At 70.9% G+C, this 17,037-nt stretch carries 14 protein-coding genes; 13 read left to right on the top strand and 1 reads right to left on the bottom strand.

The annotated features are described in order from the left end of the window. The 12 genes from ASE20_RS11530 (at nt 1) to ASE20_RS11475 (ending at nt 14,913) form a co-directional block, all read left to right on the top strand. Nucleotides 1-1,338: an NADH-quinone oxidoreductase subunit D gene (locus ASE20_RS11530; RefSeq protein WP_056894685.1), complete on the top strand. Its 1,338-nt coding sequence runs from the start codon at nt 1-3 to the stop codon at nt 1,336-1,338. Beyond that, nucleotides 1,335-2,051 (top strand): NADH-quinone oxidoreductase subunit NuoE, encoded by a 717-nt coding sequence (gene nuoE / locus ASE20_RS11525; protein ID WP_056894684.1) that lies wholly within the window; start codon nt 1,335-1,337, stop codon nt 2,049-2,051. The genes ASE20_RS11530 and nuoE overlap by 4 nt, the downstream gene beginning before the upstream one ends. Beyond that, nucleotides 2,044-3,354, top strand: a complete 1,311-nt coding sequence (gene nuoF / locus ASE20_RS11520) for an NADH-quinone oxidoreductase subunit NuoF (protein WP_056894683.1) — start codon at nt 2,044-2,046, stop codon at nt 3,352-3,354. The genes nuoE and nuoF overlap by 8 nt, the downstream gene beginning before the upstream one ends. After that, the gene (locus ASE20_RS11515) at nt 3,351-5,783 is read left to right on the top strand and encodes an NADH-quinone oxidoreductase subunit G (protein WP_056894682.1); all 2,433 of its coding nucleotides are present in this window, start codon (nt 3,351-3,353) and stop codon (nt 5,781-5,783) included. The genes nuoF and ASE20_RS11515 overlap by 4 nt, the downstream gene beginning before the upstream one ends. Beyond that, a complete protein-coding gene (gene nuoH, locus ASE20_RS11510; RefSeq protein WP_056894681.1) occupies nt 5,780-7,084 on the top strand; it encodes an NADH-quinone oxidoreductase subunit NuoH in 1,305 nt (434 codons plus the stop codon). Before ASE20_RS11515 ends, nuoH begins: the two co-directional genes overlap by 4 nt. Next, nucleotides 7,077-7,679: an NADH-quinone oxidoreductase subunit NuoI gene (nuoI, locus tag ASE20_RS11505; protein WP_056894680.1), complete on the top strand. Its 603-nt coding sequence runs from the start codon at nt 7,077-7,079 to the stop codon at nt 7,677-7,679. Before nuoH ends, nuoI begins: the two co-directional genes overlap by 8 nt. After that, nucleotides 7,676-8,524 carry an NADH-quinone oxidoreductase subunit J gene (locus ASE20_RS11500; RefSeq protein WP_082612333.1) on the top strand — a complete coding sequence of 283 codons (849 nt, stop codon included), beginning with the start codon at nt 7,676-7,678 and terminating at the stop codon, nt 8,522-8,524. The genes nuoI and ASE20_RS11500 overlap by 4 nt, the downstream gene beginning before the upstream one ends. Further along, on the top strand, nt 8,517-8,810 hold the full coding sequence (gene nuoK / locus ASE20_RS11495; protein ID WP_028657193.1) for an NADH-quinone oxidoreductase subunit NuoK: 294 nt from the start codon (nt 8,517-8,519) through the stop codon (nt 8,808-8,810). The genes ASE20_RS11500 and nuoK overlap by 8 nt, the downstream gene beginning before the upstream one ends. A gap of 61 nt (nt 8,811-8,871) precedes the next feature. Further along, nucleotides 8,872-10,767: an NADH-quinone oxidoreductase subunit L gene (gene nuoL / locus ASE20_RS11490; protein WP_056895162.1), complete on the top strand. Its 1,896-nt coding sequence runs from the start codon at nt 8,872-8,874 to the stop codon at nt 10,765-10,767. Further along, complete coding sequence (locus ASE20_RS11485; RefSeq protein WP_056894679.1) at nt 10,767-12,293, top strand: NADH-quinone oxidoreductase subunit M; 1,527 nt, start codon at nt 10,767-10,769, stop codon at nt 12,291-12,293. The genes nuoL and ASE20_RS11485 overlap by 1 nt, the downstream gene beginning before the upstream one ends. Beyond that, nucleotides 12,293-13,894, top strand: a complete 1,602-nt coding sequence (gene nuoN, locus ASE20_RS11480; RefSeq protein ID WP_056894678.1) for an NADH-quinone oxidoreductase subunit NuoN — start codon at nt 12,293-12,295, stop codon at nt 13,892-13,894. Before ASE20_RS11485 ends, nuoN begins: the two co-directional genes overlap by 1 nt. After that, nucleotides 13,891-14,913, top strand: a complete 1,023-nt coding sequence (locus ASE20_RS11475) for a polyprenyl synthetase family protein (RefSeq protein ID WP_056894677.1) — start codon at nt 13,891-13,893, stop codon at nt 14,911-14,913. The genes nuoN and ASE20_RS11475 overlap by 4 nt, the downstream gene beginning before the upstream one ends. Before the next feature lie 35 nt (nt 14,914-14,948). Here ASE20_RS11475 and ASE20_RS11470 read toward each other — a convergent pair whose 3' ends face one another. Beyond that, nucleotides 14,949-16,235, bottom strand: coding sequence for a hypothetical protein (locus ASE20_RS11470; RefSeq protein ID WP_056894676.1), 1,287 nt, complete (start codon nt 16,233-16,235; stop codon nt 14,949-14,951). A gap of 229 nt (nt 16,236-16,464) precedes the next feature. On the opposite strand from ASE20_RS11470, the gene ASE20_RS11465 reads away from it, so the two are divergent. Beyond that, nucleotides 16,465-16,977, top strand: coding sequence for a flavin reductase family protein (locus ASE20_RS11465; RefSeq protein ID WP_056894675.1), 513 nt, complete (start codon nt 16,465-16,467; stop codon nt 16,975-16,977). Nucleotides 16,978-17,037: the final 60 nt, after the last annotated feature.

The raw sequence follows: 17,037 nt of genomic DNA, 5'->3' as shown, positions 1-17,037 counted from the left end.
ATGAGCACCGACTTCTACGCCGACCCGGCGGACACCTCTGACGGCAAGGTCTTCACGGTCTCCGGCCAGGACTGGGGCGACATCGCGTCCGGCCTCGGCGAGGGCGACGCGGCCGAGCGGGTCGTGGTCAACATGGGGCCGCAGCACCCGTCCACGCACGGCGTGCTCCGGCTGATCCTCGAGATCGAGGGTGAGACGGTCACCGAGGCCCGCTGCGGCATCGGCTACCTCCACACCGGCATCGAGAAGAACATGGAGTACCGCACCTGGACGCAGGGCGTCACGTTCTGCACCCGGATGGACTACCTCTCGCCGTTCTACAACGAGATGACCTACGTCCTGGGCGTCGAGCGGCTGCTCGACATCGAGGACGACATCCCCGAGAAGGCCCAGGTCATGCGGGTCCTGCTCATGGAGCTCAACCGGATCTCCTCCCACCTGGTCTGCATCGCGACCGGCGGCATGGAGATCGGCGCGCTGACCGTGATGACGATCGGCTTCCGTGAGCGCGAGCTCGTGCTCGACCTGTTCGAGCTGATCACCGGCCTGCGGATGAACCATGCGTTCATCCGCCCCGGCGGCGTCGCGCAGGACATGCCTCCGGGCGCGCTCGACCAGATCCGCGACTTCGTCGCGCTGATGAAGAAGCGCCTCCCGGAGTACGCCGCGCTCTGCAACGCGAACCCGATCTTCAAGGCCCGCCTGGAGAACGTCGGCCACCTCGACCTCGAGGGCTGCATGGCGCTCGGCCTCACCGGCCCGGTCCTGCGCAGCACCGGCTACGGCTTCGACCTGCGCAAGGCGCAGCCCTACTGCGGCTACGAGACCTATGACTTCGACGTGCAGACGTGGGACACCGCCGACTCCTACGGCCGGTTCCGCGTGCGCCTCAACGAGATGTGGGAGTCGCTGCGGATCATCGAGCAGGCCGCCGACCGGCTGGCGAAGCTCGAAGGCGCCCCGGTCATGGTCGCCGACAAGAAGGTCGCCTGGCCCAGCCAGCTGTCCATCGGCAGCGACGGCATGGGCAACAGCCTCGACCACATCCGTCACATCATGGGCGAGTCGATGGAGGCCCTCATCCACCACTTCAAGCTGGTGACCGAGGGCTTCCGCGTACCGGCCGGACAGGCCTACGTGCCGGTCGAGTCGCCGCGCGGGGAGCTGGGCGCGCACGTCGTCTCCGACGGCGGCACCCGTCCCTTCCGGGCGCACTTCCGCGACCCGTCGTTCAACAACCTCCAGGCGATGGGCGTCATGAGCGAAGGCGGCCAGATCGCCGACGTCATCGTCGCCATCGCGAGCATCGACCCCGTGATGGGAGGCGTCGACCGATGAGCGCTGCGCCACTGGACGACAAGACGCTCGGCGAGCTCCGCGAGATCGCTGCCCGCTACCCCGAGGCCCGCTCCGGCCTGCTGCCGATGCTGCACCTCGTGCAGTCGGTGCAGGGCCGGATCACCCCGGAGGGGGTCGAGGCCTGCGCCGCGATCCTCGACATCAGCCCGGCCGAGGTCAACGGCGTCGCGACCTTCTACACGATGTACAAGAAGCACGGCGTCGGCGACTACCACGTCGGCGTCTGCACCAACACGCTCTGCGCGGTGATGGGTGGCGACGAGATCTTCAGCCGCCTCAAGCAGCACCTCGACATCGGCAACGACGAGGTCGCGGCCCAGCGCCAGGGCGACTCCCGGACGGTCAGCCTCGAGCACATCGAGTGCAACGCCGCCTGCGACTACGCCCCGGTCGTGATGGTCAACTGGGAGTTCATGGACAACCAGACCCCCGAGTCGGCGGTCCAGGTGGTCGAGGCGCTGCGCGCCGGCCACGACGTCAGCTCCACCCGCGGGCCCAAGCTGTGCACCTGGCGCGAGGCCGAGCGGGTGCTCGCCGGCTTCCCCGACGGGCGCGTCGACGAGGGGCCGACGGCGGGCGAGGCCAGCCTCGCCGGCCTGAGGATCGCGCGCGAGCGCGGCTGGACGGCTCCCGACCCGGCGGCGACGCCCGCCGTCGAGGCAGCTCAGAAGGCGGAGGGCACCGATGGCTGACACGCTGACCCCGGTCCTCACGGACACGTGGGACGCCGAGCAGGGCTGGAAGCTGGCGACGTACGCCGCCCGGGGCGGGTACGCCGCCCTCGACACCGCCTTCGCGATGAGCCCCGACGACGTGATCACCGCCGTCAAGGACAGTGGCCTGCGCGGCCGCGGCGGCGCCGGCTTCCCGACCGGCATGAAGTGGTCCTTCATCCCGCAGGACAACCCCAAGCCCAAGTACCTCGTCGTCAACGCCGACGAGTCGGAGCCGGGCACCTGCAAGGACATCCCGCTGATGATGGGCAACCCGCACGTCCTCGTCGAGGGCGTGATCATCAGCTCCTACGCCATCCGTGCCAACAAGGCGTTCATCTACATCCGCGGCGAGGTCGTCCAGGTCATCCGCCGGGTCCAGGCCGCGGTCGCCGAGGCCTATGCCGCCGGCCACCTCGGCAAGGACATCCACGGCTCCGGCTACGACCTCGACGTCGTCGTCCACGCCGGCGCCGGCGCCTACATCTGCGGCGAGGAGACGGCCCTGCTCGAGGGCCTCGAGGGCCGTCGCGGCCAGCCGCGCCTGCGCCCGCCGTTCCCGGCCGTCGCCGGTCTCTACGCCAGCCCGACGGTGATCAACAACGTCGAGTCGATCGCCTCGGTCCCCGCCATCGTCCAGAACGGCGCTGCGTGGTTCGCCTCGATGGGCACCGAGAAGTCCAAGGGGCACGGCATCTTCTCGCTGTCGGGCCACGTGCAGAAGCCGGGGCAGTACGAAGCGCCCCTCGGCATCACGCTGCGCGAGCTGCTCGACCTCGCGGGCGGCATCCGCGAGGGCCACCAGCTGAAGTTCTGGACGCCCGGCGGCTCCAGCACCCCGTTGCTCACGGCCGAGCACCTCGACGTACCGCTCGACTTCGAGGGCGTCGGCGGCGTCGGCTCGATGCTCGGCACCCGCGCCCTGCAGCTGTTCGACGAGACCGTCTGCGTCGTGCGCGCGGTGCTGCGCTGGACCGAGTTCTACAAGCACGAGTCCTGCGGCAAGTGCACCCCGTGCCGCGAGGGCACGTGGTGGCTGGTGCAGGCCCTCACCCGGCTCGAGAACGGCGAGGGCACCGAGGCCGACCTCGACCAGCTGCTCGACCAGTGCGACAACATCCTGGGCCGCTCCTTCTGCGCCCTCGGTGACGGCGCGACGAGCCCGGTCTCCAGCTCGATCCAGCACTTCCGCGACGAGTACCTCGCCCACCTCGAGCACGGCGGCTGCCCGTTCGACCCCGCGAAGTCCACGGCCTGGGCCGGGCAGGAGGTGACCGCATGAGCGAGAAGACCGTCGAGAAGACCGACCTGGTCACGCTCACGATCGACGGCGTCCAGGTCAGCGTCCCCAAGGACACCCTGGTCATCCGTGCCGCCGAGCAGATCGGCGTGCAGGTGCCGCGGTTCTGCGACCACCCGCTGCTCGCACCGGTCGGTGCCTGCCGGCAGTGCCTGGTCGACGTACCGGACGCGGGCAACGGGCGCGGCTTCCCGAAGCCGCAGGCCTCGTGCACGCTGCCGGTCGCGGAGGGCATGGTCGTCAGCACCCAGGTCACCAGCCCGGTCGCCGACAAGGCGCAGCAGGGCGTGATGGAGCTGCTGCTGATCAACCACCCGCTCGACTGCCCGGTCTGCGACAAGGGCGGCGAGTGCCCCCTGCAGAACCAGGCGATGTCCAACGGGCGCGGGGAGTCGCGCTTCTCCGACGACCGCAACCGCGGCGTGAAGCGCACCTTCCCCAAGCCGATCAACCTGTCGCCGACGGTGCTCCTCGACCGCGAGCGCTGCATCGTGTGCCAGCGCTGCACGCGCTTCGCCGAGGAGATCGCCGGTGACCCGTTCATCGCGCTCGTCGAGCGCGGTGCCCAGCAGCAGATCGGCATCGCCGAGGACGCGCCCTTCCTGTCGTACTTCTCCGGCAACGTCATCCAGATCTGCCCGGTCGGCGCGCTCACCTCGGAGCAGTACCGCTTCCGCTCGCGACCGTTCGACCTGGTCTCCTCGCCCGGCATCGCCGAGCACGACGCGTGCGGCTCGGCCATCCGCGTCGACCACCGCCGCGGCAAGGTGCTGCGCCGCCAGGCCGGCAACGACCCGGCGGTCAACGAGGAGTGGATCAGCGACAAGGACCGGTTCGCCTTCGCCTACACGCAGGCCGACGACCGGCTCGGGTACCCGCAGGTCCGTGACACCGATGGCAGCCTCCGTCCCGCGTCGTGGCCCGAGGCGTTCGTCGTGGCCGCGCGCGGCCTCGCCGCCGCGACGGCCGCCGGCGGTGTCGGCGTGCTCACCGGTGGCCGGCTGAGCGTCGAGGACGCCTACGCCTACGCCAAGTTCGCCCGCGTCGCGCTCGGCACCAACGACATCGACTTCCGCGCGCGTCCGCTCTCCGCGGAGGAGACCGGGTTCCTGGCCGCGCACGTCGTGCTGACCGGTCCCGCCGGCGGCGCGGTGACCTACGACGACCTCGAGTCGGCCGCGAAGGTCGTCCTCGTCGGGCTCGAGACCGAGGACGAGGCCGCGGCGATCTTCCTGCGCCTGCGCAAGTCGGTCCTGGCCGGTGGCACCGAGGTGATCGGCCTGGCGCCGTACAGCACCCGGGGGCTCGGCAAGCTCTCCGCGCGCGTGGTCCCGACCGCCCCAGGTGACGAGCCGGCCGCACTCCGTGCGCTGGCCGGTGAGCTCGACGCGGGCAGCGTGCTGCTCGTCGGCGAGCGCCTGGCGACGGTCCCGGGAGCGCTCACCGCCGCCGCCGAGGTGGCCGCGAGCAGCGGCGCCCGGCTCGCCTGGGTCCCGCGCCGTGCGGGCGACCGGGGCGCGATCGAGGCCGGCTGCCTGCCGACCCTGCTGCCCGGCGGTCGCCCGGTCGCCGACGCCGGCGCCCGGGTCGACGTCGCCGCCGCGTGGGGCGTGGCCGCGCTCCCCGAGGCCGCGGGCCGCGACGCCGACGCGATCGTCGCCGCGCTGGCCGGGCGCGAGCTCGGCGGCCTGGTGGTCGCGGGCGTCGACCCCGACGACACGACCGACCCGGCACTGACTCGCGCCGCGGTCGCTGCGGCCTCCTTCGTGGTGGCCTTCGACGTGCGTCGCACCGAGGTCACCGACGCGGCCGACGTGGTGTTCCCCGTCGCGCCCACCTCCGAGAAGTCGGGCAGCTTCGTCAACTGGGAGGGCCGGGTCCGCTCGTGGGAGGCCGCCCTGCACCAGCCGGCGTCGCTGCCCGAGCTGCGCGCCCTCTCCGGCATCGCCGACGAGCTCGCCCGCCTCGGTCAGGGGAGTCCCCTGGGCTTCCGCACCGTGGACGAGGCCCGCGCCGAGATGGGCCAGCTCGGCCCCTGGGACGGGGAGCGGAGTGCACCGCCGGTCGAGGAGGTCGCCCAGCGACCGTCTCGGGACCCCGGGACCCTCGCACTGTCGACCTGGAAGCAGCTGCTCGACAACGGCTCGCTCCAGGACGGCGACAAGTACCTCAAGGCGACGGCTCGCACGCCGGTCGCCCTCGTCACCCGGCAGGTCTACGACGCCCACGGGCCCACCGTCACGCTGACCGGTGACCGCGGGGCGATCACGCTGCCGGCCGAGATCGCCGACGACCTCGTCGACGGCGTGGTCTGGGTGCCGGCCAACTCGGTCGGCAACGGGGTGCTGGCGGACCTCGCCTCGCCCGGCAGCACGGTCACGATCAGTGGTGCGGAAGGGGTGCACGGATGAGCGAGTCGCTCGGTGCCTTCGGCAACGATCCCTGGTGGATCATCGGCATCAAGACCCTCCTGGTCTTCCTGGTGCTGGTGCTCCTGACGCTGTTCAACATCTGGTGGGAGCGCCGGGTCGTGGCCCGGATGCAGCACCGGATCGGACCCAACGTGCACGGCCCGTTCGGCCTGCTGCAGTCGTTGGCCGACGGCGTGAAGCTGGCCTTCAAGGAGGACCTGATCCCGAAGGCCGCCGACAAGGTGGTCTTCGTGCTCGCGCCGGTCATCTGCGTGGTCCCCGCCTTCGTGACCTTCAGCGTCATCCCCTTCGGACCCGAGGTCAGCCTGTTCGGCGAGAAGACGCCGCTGCAGCTGACCGACATGCCGGTGGCGGTGCTGTTCGTGATGGCGATCGCCTCGATCGGCATCTACGGCATCGTCCTCGGCGGCTGGTCCAGCGGCTCGACGTACTCCCTGCTGGGTGGCCTGCGCTCGAGCGCGCAGATGATCTCCTACGAGGTCGCGATGGGCCTGGCCCTCGTCGCCGTCTTCATGTACGCGGGCTCCATGTCCACCAGCGAGATCGTGGCCGCGCAGGACGACCTGTGGTTCGGGCTGATCCTGCTGCCGTCGTTCGTCATCTACGCGATCGCGATGGTCGGCGAGACCAACCGTGCGCCCTTCGACCTCCCCGAGGCCGAGGGTGAGCTGGTCGGCGGCTTCCACACCGAGTACTCCAGCCTGAAGTTCGCGCTCTTCTTCCTCGCCGAGTACATCAACATGGCGACCGTCTCCGCGCTCGCGACGACGCTCTTCCTCGGCGGCTGGCACGCGCCCTTCTGGATCGACGAGTTCTGGGCCGGCGCCAACCAGGGCTACTGGCCGGTGCTGTGGTTCTTCGGCAAGGTCCTGTTCTTCATCTTCGTCTTCATCTGGCTGCGCGGATCGTTGCCGCGTCTGCGCTACGACCAGTTCATGGCCTTCGGCTGGAAGCGGCTGATCCCGATCTCGCTGGTCTGGATCATCGCGGTCGCCACGATGCGGGTGGCCCGCAACGAGGGCGCCTTCGACGACGGCTTCAGCAGCAACCCACAGTTCTGGATGATCGCGATCGGCGTGGTCCTCGTGGTGCTGCTCGTGACCTTCCTGATCCCCGAGAGGACCGCCGAGGCCGTGACGCCCGTCGTCCACGCACCCCGACCGGGAGGCTTCCCGGTCCCGCCGATGCCGACCGGCGGTGCGGTCCGCGGAGCCGCGGCGCCGCTGGTGTTCCGCTCCGACACAGCCGTCCAGACCGATGCAGGGGTGAGCAATGGCTGACCAGCCGGGCCAGAAGGGCCCGTCTCTCAAGGAGCAGCTCTGGGACCCGGTCGCCGGGTTCGGGGTCACCTTCCGGACGATGTTCCGCAAGGTCGTCACGGAGCAGTACCCCAAGGAGAAGCTGCCCACCGCGCCGCGCTTCCACGGCCGCCACCAGCTCAACCGCTGGCCCGACGGCCTCGAGAAGTGCGTCGGCTGCGAGCTGTGCGCGTGGGCCTGCCCGGCCGACGCGATCTACGTCGAGGGGGCGTCCAACGACGACCGTCTCGACGAGAACGGCGAGTCCGGCCGCTACTCCGCCGGCGAGCGCTACGGCAGCGTCTACCAGATCAACTACCTGCGCTGCATCCTCTGCGGCCTGTGCATCGAGGCGTGCCCGACCCGCGCGCTGACGATGACCAACGAGTACGAGCTGGCCGACGACAGCCGCGCGAGCCTGATCTACGAGAAGTCCGACCTGCTCGCCCCGCTGCTGCCGGGCATGGAGCAGCCGCCGCACGCCCAGCTCCTGGGCAGCGACGAGGACTACTACCGCGGCGACTTCCAGCAGCCGCTGCCGGTTCCGGCGGTGCCGACCGAGGGGGCCGGGCAGTGATCGCCTTCTGGGTCCTCGCGCCGATCATGGTGCTCGCGGCGCTCGGCATCCTGTTCGTCCGCAAGGCCGTGCACGCCGCGCTGCTGCTGGCCGTGGTGATGATCAGCCTCGCGGTGCTCTACGCCGTGCTCGAGGCGCCGTTCCTGTTCGCGGTGCAGATCATCGTCTACACGGGCGCGATCTTGATGCTCTTCCTGTTCGTGCTGATGCTGGTCGGCGTCGACGCGTCCGACTCGGTCGTCGAGACGATCAAGGGCCAGCGCGCGCTGGCCTGGGGCACCGGCCTCGCGTTCGCCGTGATCATGGTCGTCGGGCTCACCCAGCTGACCTTCGGCAGCGCGGTCGGGCTCGACGAGGCCAACAAGGGCGGCAACGTCCAGGCGCTCGCCAACCTGCTCTTCTCGCGCTACGTCTTCATCTTCGAGGCGACCAGCGCGCTGCTGATCACCGCGGCGGTCGGCGCGATGGTGCTGGCCCACCGCGAGCGGCTCACCCCGCGTCGTACCCAGGCCATGATCGCGGCCGACCGGGTCCGGGCGTACGCCGAGACCGGCGCCCACCTCGGTCCGCTGCCGCCACCGGGTGTCTACGCCCGCCACAACGCGGTCGACACCCCGGCCCTGCTGCCCGACGGCAGCCCGGCGCCGGCCTCGGTCTCCCGCGTGCTCGCGGCCCGCGGCACGATGCAGTCCGCCGGCCTGACCGACATCGAGGCGATCAAGGACCAGCTCGGCGTGGACCCGGTCTCGGCCCCCGCCACGGCCGGCCGGGGTGACGCGACCGGCTCCAGCGAGGAGAACGCAGCCCCGATCGGCTCGGCTGCGCAGGAGGCAACCGATGACTGAGTACGTGGTCCTGAGCGCGATCCTCTTCACGATCGGCTCGATCGGGGTCCTCACCCGGCGCAACGCGATCGTCGTGTTCATGTGCGTCGAGCTGATGCTCAACGCCTGCAACCTGGCGTTCGTCGCCTTCGCCCACCAGCACGGCAACCTCGACGGCCAGGTCGCCGCCTTCTTCGTGATGGTGGTGGCCGCGGCCGAGGTCGTGGTCGGGCTCGCGATCATCATGACCATCTTCCGGACCCGGCGCTCGGCCTCGGTCGACGACGCCAGCCTGCTGAAGTTCTGAGGACGGCCCAGTGAACGCTCTCTCTGCACTCGCGCTCGCCTCCAGCGAGACGCACATCCCGGTGGTCGCCCCCCAGGAGGCCGACGGGATCTTCAACCTGCTCTGGCTGATCATCGCGCTGCCGCTGCTCGGTGCCACCGCGCTGCTGCTGCTCGGCAACCGCCGCACCCAGGCCTACGGCCACTGGGTCGGCCTGGCCACGATCACCGGCTCGTTCGTGCTCAGCCTGGTCTCCTTCCTCACGCTGCTCGGGCGCGACGAGGACGAGCGCCAGGTCGCGAAGCACCTGTGGACCTGGATCGAGGCGGGCCGGCTCGACGTCGGCCTGGACCTGCTCTACGACCCGCTGGCGGCGCTCTTCCTGCTGCTGATCACCGGTGTCGGCGCGCTGATCCACCTCTACTCCGTGGGCTACATGGCCCACGACCCGCGCCGGTCGCGCTTCTTCGCCTACCTCAACCTCTTCGTCGCGGCGATGCTCATGCTGATCCTCTCGGAGAACTACGTGGGCCTCTTCCTCGGCTGGGAGGGCGTCGGCCTGGCGTCGTACCTGCTGATCGGGTTCTGGCAGCACAAGCCCTCCGCGGCGGCCGCGGCCAAGAAGGCCTTCGTCATCAACCGGGTCGGCGACATGGGCCTGGGCCTGGCGATCTTCCTGATGTTCGCCACCTTCGGTACGACGAGCTTCAGCGGCGTCAGCGCGCTGGCGGGCGGCGCCACCGAGACCACCCTCAACTGGATCGGCGTCCTGCTGCTGGTCGGTGCCTGCGGCAAGTCGGCCCAGGTCCCGCTCCAGGCCTGGCTCCTGGACGCGATGGAGGGCCCGACCCCGGTCTCGGCCCTGATCCACGCGGCCACCATGGTCACCGCCGGCGTCTACCTCGTGACCCGCTCGAACTTCATCTTCGAGCTGGCCCCGACCGCGCAGACCGCGGTCGTCATCGTCGCCACGGTCACCCTGCTGTGGGGTGCGATCATCGGTTGCGCCAAGGACGACATCAAGAAGGGCCTGGCCGGCTCCACGATGAGCCAGATCGGCTACATGATGCTCGGCGCCGGCCTCGGCGTCGCGGGCTACGCCTTCGCGATCTTCCACCTGCTCACGCACGGCTTCTTCAAGGCCAACATGTTCCTGGGTGCCGGCTCGGTGATGCACGCGATGGACGACGACGTCGACATGCGCCACTACGGCGCGCTGCAGAAGACACTGCCGATCACCTTCGCCACCTTCGCCCTGGGCTTCCTCGCGATCATCGGCGTCCCGCCCTTCGCCGGCTTCTGGTCGAAGGACAAGATCATCGAGACCGCGCTCGTGGAGAACCCGGTCGTCGGCATCTGCGCGCTGCTCGGCGCGGGCGTCACCGGCTTCTACATGACCCGGATGATGCTGATGACCTTCTTCACCCAGAAGCGGTGGGAGAAGGGCGTCCACCCGCACGAGAGCCCGAAGGTGATGACCATCCCGCTCATCGTGCTGGCCGCGCTGTCGGCGCTCGGCGGGCTGATGCTCGCCGGCAACTGGATCGTCGACTGGCTCAGCCCGGTCGTCGGCCATGCCGAGCACGAGGAGCCGCCGCTGCCGGTCATCGTGATCACGCTGATCACGGTCGCCGTCGTCGCCGCCGGCGTCGCGCTCGCCTGGGTCCTCGTCGGCAAGCAGAAGGTGCCGAACGTCGCCCCGGCCGACGTGTCCTTCGCGACCCGGGCGGCCCGGGCCGACCTCTACGGCGACGCGATCAACGACGCCGTCGTGGTCAACGCCGGCAAGGCGCTGGTCCGTGCCTCGACGGCGGGTGACCGGTCGATCGTCGACGGCCTGTTCACCGGGGGAGCGGTCATCGTGGCCGGCTCCGGTGAGCTGCTGCGCCGCCTGCAGAACGGCTACGTCCGCTCGTACGCGCTCGGCATCCTCGGCGGCGCCGTGCTCCTCGTCCTGACCCTGGTGGTGGTGAACTGATGCTCAGCCTGCTCGTCTGGCTGCCGATCGTCGGAGCTGTCGCGGTGGCCTTCGCGCCCCGCTCGCTCAGCAAGACGCTCGGCCTCGGCATCGCGCTGGCGACGCTGGTCGTCGGCGTCGTCGCCGCCGCGCGCTACGACGTCGACGGTGGTCGCCAGTTCACCGAGACGCGCGAGTGGATCGAGGCGTTCGGGGTGCACTACGCCCTCGGCCTCGACGGCCTCGGCCTGCTGATGGTGCTGCTGACCGTGCTCCTCGTCCCGCTGGTGCTCGGCGCGGAGTGGTTCAAGGCCGACGACCCCGAGGGTGGCGGGGCCCGTGCCTTCGTGGCGTGGGCGCTGGCGCTCGAGGGCCTCTCGCTCGCGGTGTTCTGCGCGACCGACGTCTTCCTGTTCTACGTCGTGTTCGAGGCCACGCTGATCCCGGCGTACTTCCTCGTCGGCAGCTTCGGCCGTGAGGGCCGTGGTCAGGCGGCGCTGAAGTTCCTGATGTTCCAGCTGGCCGGCGGACTCATCCTGCTGGCGTCGGTGATCGGCCTGTACGTCGTGTCGTCCCAGCAGGGCAGCCCGTCGTACCTGCTCTCCGACCTCGAGAAGCTGGACATCGGCACGGAGCCCGGCCGCTGGCTGTTCCTCGGCTTCTTCATCGCGTTCGCGATCAAGGCGCCGCTGTTCCCGGTCCACACCTGGCTGGCCGACACCACGGAGAAGGCGACCCCGGGCACCGGCGTGCTGCTGGTCTGCATCCTCGACAAGATCGGCACCTTCGGGATGCTGCGCTTCTGCCTCGGCATCTTCCCCGAGGCCTCGCAGTGGGCGACGCCGCTGGTGATCACGCTCGCCCTGATCTCGATCGTCTACGGCGCCCTGATCGCCATCGGCCAGGACGACATCTTCCGCCTGATCGGTCTGACCTCGCTCAGCCACTTCGGCCTGATCACGCTGGGCATCTTCACGATGAGCACCCAGGGCGGCACCGGCTCGATCCTCTACATGGTCAACCACGGTCTCGGCACCGCTGCGCTCTTCCTGGTGGCGGGCTACCTCCACGAGCGCCGCGGCACCTCGCTGATCAGCGAGATGGGCGGCATCGAGAAGGTCACGCCGGTCCTGGCCGGCCTGTTCCTCGTGGCCGGCCTGGCCACGCTGGGCCTGCCGGGCCTCTCGCCGTTCGTCAGCGAGTTCCTCGTGCTGCTGGCCGCCTTCGGCTACGCCTGGTACGTCGGCGCGATCGCCATCACCGCCGTGGTGCTGGCCGCGATCTACGTGCTGTGGATGTACCAGCGCACCATGACCGGCCCGACGCCGCCGGAGGTCGAGGGCACCAAGGACCTCGGCCTGCGCGAGATCGCGGCCGTCGCACCGCTGGTCGCGGCGCTGGTGTTCTTCGGCTTCTACCCCGCTCCGTTGACCGACGTCAGCAACCCGACGGTGGGTGACCTGCTCCATGGGCAGGTCGGGGTCGACGACGATCCGCCGACAGTCGACCCGGCACAGGTCGAGCACGACGTGGAGGAGGGGCACTGATGGAGTTCACCAAGCCCGAGCTCGAGTACGCCGAGCTCCTCCCGATCCTGGTCGTCCTCGGCGGCGCCTGCCTCGGGATCCTCCTCGAGGCCTTCGTGCCGCGCGGCGCGCGCCGCCTCCCGCAGGTCGTCGTGGCCCTGGGCTCGCTCGTCGGCGCGCTGGTCAGCACGGTCATCGTCGGCATCGACCTCGACGACCACGCCGGCGCCGCCGGCAGCACCGGCAAGGGCCTGGTCGGGGCGATGGGCAGCGTCGTCGTCGACGGCCCGACCGTCTACCTCTGGGGCCTGCTGCTGGTCTTCGCGATCGGCGGTGTCGCCCTGTTCGCCGAGACCCGGCTGGAGGGCGGGGTCTCCGCCTTCACCGGCCAGGCCGCGGCCCTGCCCGGCACGGACACCGAGCGTGACGCTTCGACCCGTGGGCTCGAGCACACCGAGGTCTACCCGCTGCTGCTCTTCGCCGTCGGCGGCATGCTGCTCTTCCCCGCCTCCGGCGACCTGCTGACGATGTTCGTCGCGCTCGAGGTGCTCTCGCTTCCGCTCTACCTGCTCTGCGGCCTCGCCCGCCGGCGTCGCCTGCTGAGCCAGGAAGCCGCGATGAAGTACTTCCTGCTCGGCGCCTTCGCCTCCGGCTTCTTCCTCTACGGCGCCGCGCTCGTCTACGGCTACGCCGGGTCGGTCAGCTTCGCCGGCATCAACGAGGCGGTCCGCGCGGGTGGGGCCAACCACGGCCTGCTGCTCGCCGGCATCGCGCTGCTCTCGGTCGGCCTGCTCTTCAAGGTCGGTGCCGCGCCCTTCCAGGCCTGGACGCCCGACGTCTACCAGGGTGCGCCCACCGCGGTCACCGCGTTCATGGCGGCCGGCACGAAGGTCGCCGCCTTCGGCGCCCTCCTGCGGCTGCTGTACGTCGCGTTCGGCGGCGAGCGGTGGAGCTGGGTGCCGATGTTGTGGGTCGTCGCGATCGCGTCGATGGTGCTGGGCGCCGCCCTGGCCGTCGTGCAGAACGACGTGAAGCGGATGCTCGCCTACTCCTCCGTCGCGCACACCGGCTTCCTGCTGGTCGGCGTGCTCGGGGTCCAGAGCGCCGACGACCTGGCCAAGGGCCAGTACACCTCGCTCGAGGGCGTGCTCTTCTACCTCACGACCTACGGCTTCGCGATGATCGGCGCATTCGCGCTGGTCACCCTGGTCCGCGACGCAGGCGGCGAGGCCACCCACTACGACCGCTGGGCCGGGCTCGGCAAGCGTTCGCCGCTGGTGGCCGGTGCCTTCGCGTTCTTCCTGCTGTCGATGGCCGGCATCCCGCTGACCGCCGGGTTCATCGGCAAGTGGGCGGTGTTCACGTCGGCCATGTCGGCCGGGGCCTGGCCGATCGTGCTGGTGGCGATCGCGTCGAGCATCGTGGCGATCACCTTCTACGTCCGCCACATCCGCCTGATGTTCTTCACCGAGGCCAACGCCGACGGCGGCGCCGCGGTGACCACGCCCTCGCTGCTCACCTCGGCGACCGTGGTGGTCTGTCTCGCCGCGACCCTCGTCCTCGGCGTGGTTCCGGGCCCAGTTCTCGATCTGGTCACCCATACGGGAGACTTCATCAGGTGACCGCTGCTCCATCCCCGGCCGAACTGGCCCTCCCGATCCTCGACGACGCCCTTGCCGAGCGCCTGCGTGTCCGGATGGCGACCGTGGAGGAGGCCCTCTACGGCCACGCGTCCAGCCGGGCGGCGTACGTCACCGAGGCGGCCCGGCACCTGCTCGCGGCCGGCGGCAAGCGCTTCCGCCCGCTCCTGGTGCTGCTCGCGGCCGAGGCCGGTCCGCGCCCGGACGCCGACGAGGTGCTCACGGCGGCCTGCGTCGTGGAGATCACCCACGTGGGCTCGCTCTACCACGACGACGTCATGGACGAGGCGGACCTGCGCCGCGGCGAGGACTCCGCCAACGCCCGCTACGACAACCTGGTCGCGATCCTCACCGGCGACTGGCTGTTCGCGAAGTCCTCCGAGCTGACCGCGCAGCTGGGGCCGGAGGCCGTGCGGATCCAGGCGGAGACCTTCACCCGCCTGGTCGAGGGCCAGATCCTCGAGACCGTGAAGCCCGGCCCCGACGAGGACGCGCTCGCGCACTACCTCGAGGTCGTCGCCGGCAAGACCGGCTCCCTCATCGCCACCTCGGCCCACTACGGCGCGCTGTTCTCCGGCGCCGCGCCCGAGGTGGTCGCGGCGCTCACGGCGTACGGCGAGCTGGTCGGCACCGCCTTCCAGCTGTCCGACGACATCCTCGACGTGGCCTCGGAGAGCGAGGAGTCGGGCAAGACGCCCGGCACCGACCTCAAGGAGGGCGTGCCGACGCTGCCCGTGCTGATCGCGCGCGCGTCGACCGACCCGGCCGACGCCCGCCTGCTCGAGCTGCTCGACCCCGAGCGAACCGACCTGGCTGCCGACGCCGACCTGCACGCCGAGGCGCTCGACCTGCTCCGCAAGCACCCGGCCATGGGCCAGGCGCAGGACTACGTCGTCGCGCGGGCCCAGGAGGCCAAGAAGCTCCTCGAGGTGCTGCCCGAGGGCTCGGTGCGCACCGCGCTCGAGGCCTTCGCCGACGTGGTGGCGGTCCGCTCCGCCTGACCCCCGCGGGGCCCGGCGGAGCGGCCGCGCCCTCGTCAGTTCGTGAAGAGCTTGCTCACCGCGGGGCCGACGCCACCGGCGTTGACAGGGGCGACGGTGACCTTCAGCGTTCCCTTCGGCAGCGCCCGGCGGGCGATCGCGAGCCGGGTGGCAGTGACCGTGCGCGTGAGCACCGTCGTCGTCCCCTTCCTCACCACGACCCGGTACGACGGCGTCGTCCCGCCCTTGTTGGTCGGGGCCAGCCAGCTGACCGTCTGCGTGGTGGCGGTCCTCGTGACCTTCAGCGAGCGGACCGCGCTCGCCTTCGCGAACAGCGGCTTGTAGACCTCGACCTGCGCGTCGGTGTACTGCGTGCTCCCGAGCTCGATGATCGTCGCGTTGACGACGGACAGCGTGCCTGCGGGCGTCACGCTCGGCGCCAGCGGGATGCGGAGGTCCTGGCGGACCCCCGAGAGCTCGAGGAGCTTGGTGCCGGCCGAGCTGTAGACCTGGAGGAACCCGTAGCGGTCGCCGTGCAGGTCGCCCGCGCCGATGTAGATGCGGCCGCTGCTGTCGGCGGCGATGCCCTCGGCGAGGAAGGACGGCGTCGGGGTGGCGACCCGGATGGTCCGGGCGGGCTTCACGTTCCCGCTCTGGGAGCCGGTGAAGATCGAGATCGACGGTCGTACGCCGGCCGGTGAGGCCGCCAGGCCGTGGCCGGGGAGCGCCGTGATGAAGGGGGTGTCGAATCCGGTCGTGCTGCCGGTGTAGACGAAGCCGCTGTTCGATCCGCCGATGCGCTGGACGGGAGCGGCGTTGCCGTTCGCCCCGGGGGCGAAACGCAGGAACTCGTAGCCGTCGACGCCGTCGATCTTGCTGTCCACGACCCACAGCGACCCGTCCGACGCCCAGGCCGCGGCCGTCGGGCTCTCCAGCTTCGTTGCCGCTCCGGTGATCGTGCGGGTGGCCACGAACGCGCCGCCCGCCTGCGCCGGGTCCATCACGACGGCCCTGGCGCCGCTGCTGTCCGCCCAGGCGAGGCCGCTGCCGGCGAGGTACGTCGGCTGCCCGCTCACCGACATGCCGGTGAACTCCTTGACGACCGTCGGGCGCCCGTTGGAGCCGGGAGCCCACACGCTGATGGGCCCGTAGCCGACGTACAACGTGCCGTCGGGGGCGATCGTGGGCAGGCCGGACAGCTCCGTCCAGCGGATGATCCGGGACGGCGTGACCGCGGTCGTGATGGCCGCCTCGGTCGGCAGGATGCTCGTGGTGATGGCGAGGCCGCCGGCGACGAGGCCGGCGGTGGTGGCCGCGAGGACGCGGCGAAGGGAGGTGCGCATGCGTGTTCCTCTGGTTGGGGGACGAGACACAGACCGAGCTGGCTTCCCGAGGCGCCACCCTCCGCCCGGGGGACCGTCCGAGCGGCAGTCTGCGGGGGACGCTACGCCGCGTGGACCCACGTGTCAGTAGTCCGGACGGAGGGTTGACGGCCCTGCCTTCCACGGGCTCGGCCGAACCGTTCCGGGGCGACCTCGTCAATATCTACTGGACCAGTTAACTTTGAGCACCATGAGCACGCTGACCACCAACCAGGACCTCGACCCGGTCGCCCTGCGCCAGGCGTTCGGGGCGTTCCCGACGGGAGTGGTCGCCCTCGCGGCGGAGGTGGACGGCGTACCCGTGGGGCTGGCCGCCAGCTCGTTCACCTCGGTCAGCCTCGACCCGCCGCTCGTCTCGGTCTCGGTCGCCCGCACGTCGAAGACCTGGCCCGACCTGCGCCGCGCCGGGCGCTACGGCGTCACCGTCCTCGCCGACCACCACGGTGCCGTCTGCCGCCAGCTCTCCGGGCCTGTCGGCGAGCGCTTCGCGGGCATCGACCTGACTGTCGCCGCCGACGGCGCGGTCACCCTCGACGAGGGCCTGGTCCGGTTCGACTGCTCGCTCTACCGCGAGGTCGAGGCCGGTGACCACGTCATCGTGCTGCTCCTGGTCCACGCCGTCGAGCACGGCGCCGAGGACGACGCGGGCCACCCGCTCGTCTTCCATCGCAGCGGCTTCGGCCGCCTCGAGCGGAGCGCCTGACTCCGCCCCCGATCGCCTCGCGCGGCAGCGACGTGCACCCCGTCGCTGCCGCGCGGGGCC

The organism is Nocardioides sp. Root240, from assembly GCF_001428825.1.
GTDB lineage: Bacteria > Actinomycetota > Actinomycetes > Propionibacteriales > Nocardioidaceae > Nocardioides.
Note: the sequence above shows the minus strand (reverse complement) of the source record. Positions and strands in the feature narration are given on the sequence as shown.

Bases quoted from the DNA above. Each gene is read 5' to 3' on its own strand.
- ASE20_RS11530 (WP_056894685.1), top strand. From the start codon at position 1: ATGAGCACCGACTTCTACGCCGACCCGGCGGACACCTCTGACGGCAAG.
- nuoE (WP_056894684.1), top strand. From the start codon at position 1,335: ATGAGCGCTGCGCCACTGGACGACAAGACGCTCGGCGAGCTCCGCGAG.
- nuoF (WP_056894683.1), top strand. From the start codon at position 2,044: ATGGCTGACACGCTGACCCCGGTCCTCACGGACACGTGGGACGCCGAG.
- ASE20_RS11515 (WP_056894682.1), top strand. From the start codon at position 3,351: ATGAGCGAGAAGACCGTCGAGAAGACCGACCTGGTCACGCTCACGATC.
- nuoH (WP_056894681.1), top strand. From the start codon at position 5,780: ATGAGCGAGTCGCTCGGTGCCTTCGGCAACGATCCCTGGTGGATCATC.
- nuoI (WP_056894680.1), top strand. From the start codon at position 7,077: ATGGCTGACCAGCCGGGCCAGAAGGGCCCGTCTCTCAAGGAGCAGCTC.
- nuoK (WP_028657193.1), top strand. From the start codon at position 8,517: ATGACTGAGTACGTGGTCCTGAGCGCGATCCTCTTCACGATCGGCTCG.
- ASE20_RS11485 (WP_056894679.1), top strand. From the start codon at position 10,767: ATGCTCAGCCTGCTCGTCTGGCTGCCGATCGTCGGAGCTGTCGCGGTG.
- nuoN (WP_056894678.1), top strand. From the start codon at position 12,293: ATGGAGTTCACCAAGCCCGAGCTCGAGTACGCCGAGCTCCTCCCGATC.
- ASE20_RS11470 (WP_056894676.1), bottom strand. From the start codon at position 16,235: ATGCGCACCTCCCTTCGCCGCGTCCTCGCGGCCACCACCGCCGGCCTC.
- ASE20_RS11465 (WP_056894675.1), top strand. From the start codon at position 16,465: ATGAGCACGCTGACCACCAACCAGGACCTCGACCCGGTCGCCCTGCGC.